Below are 6,877 nucleotides of genomic sequence, written 5' to 3'. Positions count from 1 at the left end.
GATCTGCTGAGCAGTTTCGGCACCGGGGTCATCGGAGCCCTGGACCCGACCGCGATTCTGAGTCGGTCCTCCCAGATCATCGAGGTCGCCATGGGTGTGGGCAAGAGCAGCCTGACCGCCATGGGGCAGGTATGGGAGAGCGACGCCGCGCAGACCGCGCAGACCGCCGGGCAGGAGGCGAACAACTCCGGGCTGCAGACGAGTCAGCGCGGTATCGATATCGCCGCCCTCACCCAGGCCGCCGCAGCGGTCGTACAGCAGGGCAATGCCCAGCTCAGCACCATCGCGACCTCGTTCCTGGGGCAGGCGGTCGCCCTCGCCCCGGTGGTCATGACGCCGCCCGCCCAGACCGCCCTCATCGCCTCGGCCACCGAGCATCTGGGTCAGGCCGTGATCGTGGCCAACGCCACCCGCGGAGATCTCGCCGGTAAGACCGCGGAACTGGGTGGAATGGTGCAGAACCTGCTCGGGGTGGACGGGCAGAAAGCCGCCGAGGCAGCGCAGAGCGTGGCCCAGAGTGTCGGCGAGCCGATCATGCAGCAGGCGCAGAGTATGGCCTCGGATACCTCGGCACTCGAATCGGCGCTGGGCTCCGGCGACGACCCGGCCGCCACCACTCTCGCCGGCCTGAACTCCGGGAGCCCCGGCACCACGCTCGGCAGCCCCGCACTCGGCACGGGCAGCCCGGGCCTGTCCACCGGATCACCGGGCGGGACACCGGGTATGCCCGGTACGCCGTCGCTGCCCGGAGTGCCCGGGGCGAGCCAGACGCCGCTGACGGGTGTCGTCCGCCCGGGGTTGCCGGTGACGGGTATGCCCTCCGCGGCCACCACGCCCGCGTCGAGCTCGTTCATGGGCTCGCCGGGCGGGGCCGCCGGGCAGCGCAACAACGACGACGAACACTCCCGCACGGTCGATCCCTATCGGAGTCCCACCGGTAACGACGACCTCACCGGGCCGCTCGGGGAATCCACGCCCGAGGTCATCGGCGCGGTGGACGCCGATGAGGACGCGGGCTACGACAACCAGTTCTGAGCCGTCGCCCGGCGGGTCAGCGCAGGCCCGCCGGGTTGCTCAGATCACCGGCCGAATAGGTGTCGCAGGCCGCCACCTGGCCGGTCCGGTATCCGGCCAGGAACCACTTCTGGCGCTGATCGGAGGCGCCGTGCGTCCATGCCTCCGGGTTCACCCGGCCGGTCGCGGCCTCCTGGATCCGGTCGTCACCGACCGCGGACGCCGCCGACAGGGCATCGTTGATATCGGTATCGGTCAGCGGCATCAGCAGCGGCGTATCCGATCCCGGCGCGGGCGTCTTGTCCGCGTAGTGGGCCCAGATGCCCCCGTAACAGTCGGCCTGCAGTTCGGTGCGTACCGCGCCGGACTCCGGACCCCGCGGGTCCTGCTGCGCACGGCCGATATCGCCGAGCAGATTCTGGATATGATGGCCCACCTCGTGCGCCACCACGTATTCCTGTGCGAGCGGTCCGCCGGAGGCGCCGAACCGGTCCACCAGTTCCTGGAAGAAACCGACATCGAAATAGGCGGTCCGGTCGCCGGGGCAGTAGAACGGGCCCACTTCGCTGCTCGCGTATCCGCACCCGGTGGAGATGCCACCGGTGAACAGGCGGATGCCGGGTTCGGTGTAGGCGACACCGGTCTGCGCCGGCAACTCGTCCGACCAGACCGAGTCCAGGCTCTGCGCGGTGAGCACCACCCGGCAGTCCACGTACTTGTTGGCATCGGCGCCGGTCCGGCAGTGCTCGGGAGTACCGGCGGTCGCACCGGTGCCCTGCTGCACATCCTCGGTGCCGGTGAGCTGACCCAGCATCGAGCCCGGGTCACCGCCCATCAGCAGGGCCAGTACCAGGATGATCAGGCCGCCGGCACCACCGCCGAGGGCGATTTTCCCGCCGCGGCCCGGGCCCGGGCCCGACGAGGCGCGACCGGGGTCGATCTGTGATCCCTCGTTGAAGGTCATGGCTGATCCCGTCTGTGAACGTGTTCACCGCAGCGTGCTCGGGTGCTCGCAATATATCCGTTTACGTCCGCTCGGCGGGGCCCACTACGATGGCAACCGCATCCGGAGGCCGTCCCGGTGTGCTCCGACCGTCGAAAGGAATACCGTGCTGCGCACCCACTTGGCCGGTTCATTGCGAAGTGAACAGGCCGGTCAGACCGTTACCCTCTCCGGTTGGGTGGCCCGGCGGCGTGACCACGGTGGCGTGATCTTCATCGATCTGCGCGATGCGTCCGGGGTGGCGCAGGCCGTGTTCCGCGAAGGTCCGGCGGCGGAGCAGGCGCACCGGTTGCGGGCGGAATACTGTGTGCGGATCGTCGGCGTGGTGGAGCAGCGGCCCGCGGGCAACGAGAACCCGGAACTGCCCACCGGCGCGGTGGAGGTCGACGTCAAGGAACTCGAAGTGCTCAACGAGAGCGCGCCGCTTCCGTTCCAGCTCGACGAGCAGCCCGGTGAGGAGGCCCGGCTCCGGTACCGCTACCTGGACCTGCGCCGCGAGGGTCCCGCGCATGCCATCCGGCTGCGATCCAAGGTCAACGCCGCCGCTCGCGCGGTGCTCGCACGGCATGAATTCGTCGAGGTCGAAACCCCGACGCTCACCCGCTCGACCCCCGAGGGCGCCCGCGACTTCCTGGTCCCCGCCCGGCTGCAGCCCGGTAACTTCTACGCCCTGCCGCAGAGCCCGCAGCTGTTCAAGCAGTTGCTCATGGTGGGTGGTATCGAACGGTACTTCCAGATCGCGCGCTGCTACCGCGACGAGGACTTCCGCGCCGACCGCCAGCCCGAGTTCACCCAGCTCGACCTGGAGATGAGCTTCGTCCGGCAGGAAGACGTCATCCTGCTGGCCGAGGACATCCTGGTGGCACTGTGGGACCTCGTCGGCTACCGGATCCCCACGCCGATTCCGCATATGACCTATGCCGAGGCGATGCGGCGGTTCGGCAGCGACAAACCCGACCTGCGCTTCGGGGTCGAGATCACCGAGTGCACCGAGTACTTCGCGAACACCCCGTTCCGGGTGTTCCAGGCGCCCTATGTCGGTGCGGTCGTCATGCCCGGCGGGGCGAGCCAGCCGCGGCGGCAGCTCGACGCCTGGCAGGACTGGGCCAAACAGCGCGGTGCCAAGGGCCTGGCCTACGTACTGGTCGGTGCGGACGGAACCCTCACCGGGCCGGTGGCCAAGAACCTCACCGAGGAGGAACGCGCCGGCCTGGCCGCGCACGTCGGCGCGGAACCGGGTGACTGTGTGTTCTTCGCCGCGGGTCCGGCCAAGGCGCAGCGGGCGCTGCTGGGTGCGGCCCGCTCCGAGATCGCGCACCGGGTGGGCCTGATCGACGAGAACGCCTGGTCGTTCGTCTGGATCGTGGACGCCCCGCTGTTCGAACCGGCCGCCGACGCCACCGCCAGCGGCGATGTAGCGCTCGGACATTCGGCGTGGACGGCGGTGCACCACGCGTTCACCTCGCCGAAACCGGAATCGCTGGATACCTTCGACACCGATCCCGGCGCCGCGCTCGCCTACGCCTACGACATCGTCTGCAACGGCAACGAGATCGGCGGCGGCAGTATCCGTATCCATCGCAAGGACGTGCAGGAGCGCGTATTCAAGGTGATGGGGATCAGCGAAGCCGAAGCGCAGGAGAAGTTCGGCTTCCTGCTGGACGCATTCGCCTTCGGCGCCCCACCGCACGGCGGGATCGCCTTCGGCTGGGACCGGATCGTCGCGCTGCTGGCCGGTCTCGACTCCATCCGTGAGGTCATCGCCTTCCCGAAGACGGGTGGCGGGGTCGACCCGCTCACCGACGCGCCGGCGCCGATCACGGCCCTGCAGCGCAAGGAAGCCGGTCTGGACGCCGCACCCCAGTCCAAGGGGAAGGGGTCGGAGAGCAATGGCGCCGCGGTGCAGGCCGCGGCTCCGGCCGGCGGCGCCTGAGCCCGCTAGACGGGCGAAACCGGGCCTCCGGTGAGCGTGCGATACGCGTAGGTGACCGCGGCCGTCGCCACCGGGCCCGCGGCGAGCAGGCCGAACCCACAGGCCAGCAGACCCAGCGCCGTCACGACCACCACCGTGAGCACCAGGAGCAGTATCCGCACCGGGTCCCGCAGGACCAGCAGGAAGCTGGACTTGATGGCCTCCACCGGGCTCTGCCCCTGTTCGATCGCGAAGTGCAGCGAGAACATACAGCCGATCCCCACCGCGATCCCCGGGAGCAGGCACAGCGCGGAGGCCAGGGTGGTCGCGAGGAAGGCGAGCAGCGCGGTCAGGAACGCGTTCGCCGTACTGCCCAGGTAGAAGTAGGAACCGAAACCCGGCCGGTAACCGTCGGTTTCGTACAGCGCCCCGCGCACCATGGCGGCCTGGAGCAGCCACAGCCCGGCCATGACACCGGCGAAGATCACGAACAGCCCGAGCGCCGAGCGCGGCTCCACCACCCGGACGACCAGAAAGACCAGCAGGTAGATGATCAGGCCGAGCGAGGTGACCGCGACCCACGGGCCCGGGTTGAGCTTGAACTTCTCCAAGCCGTAGCTCAGCGCGTGGCCGATGTCGAGCCGGCCCGCGATGCCCGTGCCGTAGGCCTGGTAGCCATAGCCCCGGGTGTCCGGGTCCGGGCCGGTCCCGGGCGGACCGTACACCGGCTGCCCGGGCATACCGTCGGCCCCGGTGCCGCCGCCCGGCGCCGGAGCGCCGGCCCCGGCGGTATCGGGCGGCGGGGTGTACTGTGGCGCGCCGGGCGTTTCGTCCACGGTGGGCTGTGGGTTCGCGGGTGGTTTGCCCGTCGGCGGCGGGGCCCCGGGCAGCGGCGTGTCGCTGCTCACCACGGCGCTGCCGCCCTGGGGTGCGGGAGCCGGCCGCGAGGCGCCGGGGCCCGGGGGCTGTTCACCTGCCGGATCGCCGGGAGAGGCCGGGGCGGAACGCGGTGTGTCGGTCACGCTGGCATACCTTTCGACGCAGCTGGTTTCCGGTGTGGCGCACGGCAGTTCAGATCGAGAAAACCCGACCCGCACTGCGGTGTCAAGCAGGCCGGTCACGCGGCGGGGAGCGCCGCGGACACGCCGAACGACACGGAAAGGTTGTTCAACCGCTCGCTAGAAGTGACCGAGTGCGAGTAACTTGAGATGCGATGACTGCACTACTGGCCGAACGAGCCACCGAAGTCGTATCCGCAGCACAGCAGTTGCTCACAAAGCGAATGGGTGCTCCGGTGAAGCTGAGCGACCCCACCGAGCTCAGTGGCAGCGGACGGACGACCGTCCTACGCGTCCGGGTCGCCGAAAACGCTTTCTCGCTACCCCGCACCCTGATCATCAAGCAGGTGCGCGGGTCGGTATCCGACCCGAAAAACGTGACCATCACCCCGGGGGTCGCGAGCATCGACTCGGCCTTCCTCCGGGAGGCGGTGTCCTATCAGTTCACCACCGCGCTGAGCCGCGGGGAGCGCCCCGGCGCCTACCTGATCGCGCACAGCCTGCCGGACCGCCTGCTCGTCCTGAGCGACCTCGGGGAGAACACCAAACTCACCGATGTGCTGAGTTCCGGGGCCGAACCGGCCACCCGCAACGCCATGATGGCGTTCGCGCAGGCGCTCGGCCGGATGCACGCCGCCACCGTCGGCCGCGAACCCGATTTCGTGGCCCTGTTGCGCCGTGTCGACGTCGTGCACCGGGTGGACGGGATCGCCCAGCAGGCCGAATCGGCCGTCGCGGAAATGCCCGCGCTGCTGCGCCGCGAACTCGGTATGGAAGTCCCCGACGAGGTGAGCGAACAGGTCGCGCACGGAGCGCGGCTGTTCACCGGTGGCCGTTTCCGGGCCTTCAGCCCGTCGGACCTGTGCCCCGACAATGTGATCCTCAACGAGGAAGGCGCCCGCATCCTCGACTACGAATGGGGCGGATTCCGGGACGCCACCCTCGATATCGCCTACGCACTGGTCTCCTTCCCCGGATGCCTGTGCGATATCGAACTCTCCCGCGAACGAGCCCTGCAGATGGTGGAGGCGTGGCGTGCCGAAGTGGTCGGCGTCTGGCCGGCCCTGGCCGACGACGCGCTACTCGCGGACAAGATCCTCGAAGCCCGGCTGATCTGGGTATGGCTGAGCACCTACTGGTTCCTTCCGGCCGACCACGCCCGTATCGCCGCCGCCCGCGAACACGGCCTGTCGGTGCCGCGCTCGGACGCGCTGCTCAACCGGTGGGCGGGCCTGGCCGAGGACGCGCGGTGCCTCGGCAACGACGCCGTCGGTGATTTCGCCGAAGCCGTCTGCGCCGTCCTCGACGAACACTTCAGCTGAGCTGTGTTTATTTGCGCCGCCTTCGGCGGCGCGGGGTCGAGGCCCCCCCGGTCCCGCCGTTCAGGCCTCGAGACTTGCGCCTTCGGCGCGGGCGCTTTCGAGGCCTGAACGGCGGGACGGGCCTCGACCCTTTGTGGGCCTCGCTGAACTCGGCGCCGAGCGGGCGCTCCTGCTCGTGGAGGCGATCAGACACCCGGCGGCAGTGCGCTCGAGTCGGCATCCGACCCGGACCTCGAATGCGGACGCAACCCGCATGTGTCGAGTGTTGCGAGACACCTCAAAGGGTTGAGGCCCGTCTCGCCGTTTCGGCCTCGAAGCGCATGCGCCGCAGGCGCGAGTCTCGAGGCCGAAACGGCGAGACACAAGGGGGCCTCGACCCCGCGCGCGCCAGCGCGCCAAAAACACAGCGCCTTCGCGAGCAAGCCGGCCTCTCGCCTTCGCGAGCAAGCCGGCCTCTCGCCTTCGCGAGCAAGCCGGCCTCTCGCCTTCGCGAGCAAGCCGGCCTCTCGCCTTCGCGAGCAAGCCGGCCTCTCGCCTTCGCGAGCAAGCCGGCCTCTCGCCTTCGCGA

The 6,877-nt window shown here is 69.7% G+C and carries 4 protein-coding genes and 1 pseudogene; 3 read left to right on the top strand and 2 right to left on the bottom strand.

Annotated elements, in window-relative coordinates:
• A pseudogene (locus ON38_RS15910) lies at nucleotides 1-1,035 on the top strand (hypothetical protein); the annotation flags it as partial.
• Nucleotides 1,036-1,051: 16 nt separating this feature from the next.
• Here ON38_RS15910 and ypfJ read toward each other — a convergent pair.
• The gene (gene ypfJ, locus ON38_RS15905; protein ID WP_039825587.1) at nucleotides 1,052-1,978 is read right to left on the bottom strand and encodes a KPN_02809 family neutral zinc metallopeptidase; all 927 of its coding nucleotides are present in this window, start codon (nucleotides 1,976-1,978) and stop codon (nucleotides 1,052-1,054) included.
• A gap of 145 nt (nucleotides 1,979-2,123) precedes the next feature.
• Here ypfJ and aspS point away from each other — a divergent pair, with 145 nt between their 5' ends.
• Nucleotides 2,124-3,950, top strand: a complete 1,827-nt coding sequence (aspS, locus tag ON38_RS15900; protein WP_039825586.1) for an aspartate--tRNA ligase — start codon at nucleotides 2,124-2,126, stop codon at nucleotides 3,948-3,950.
• A gap of 5 nt (nucleotides 3,951-3,955) precedes the next feature.
• On the opposite strand, the gene ON38_RS15895 is transcribed toward aspS, so the two are convergent.
• A complete protein-coding gene (locus ON38_RS15895) occupies nucleotides 3,956-4,951 on the bottom strand; it encodes a hypothetical protein (protein WP_083872717.1) in 996 nt (331 codons plus the stop codon).
• A gap of 191 nt (nucleotides 4,952-5,142) precedes the next feature.
• On the opposite strand from ON38_RS15895, the gene ON38_RS15890 reads away from it, so the two are divergent.
• Nucleotides 5,143-6,309, top strand: a complete 1,167-nt coding sequence (locus tag ON38_RS15890; protein WP_039825585.1) for a phosphotransferase family protein — start codon at nucleotides 5,143-5,145, stop codon at nucleotides 6,307-6,309.
• Nucleotides 6,310-6,877 lie beyond the last annotated feature (568 nt).

It is taken from the genome of Nocardia testacea NBRC 100365, assembly GCF_000308775.1.
GTDB lineage: Bacteria > Actinomycetota > Actinomycetes > Mycobacteriales > Mycobacteriaceae > Nocardia > Nocardia testacea.
This window is presented reverse-complemented; position numbering and strand designations above follow the sequence as displayed.

What these genes read in the sequence shown, in the direction of transcription:
- ON38_RS15890 (WP_039825585.1), top strand. Translation starts at nt 5,143, where the DNA reads ATGACTGCACTACTGGCCGAACGAGCCACCGAAGTCGTATCCGCAGCA.
- ypfJ (WP_039825587.1), bottom strand. Translation starts at nt 1,978, where the DNA reads ATGACCTTCAACGAGGGATCACAGATCGACCCCGGTCGCGCCTCGTCG.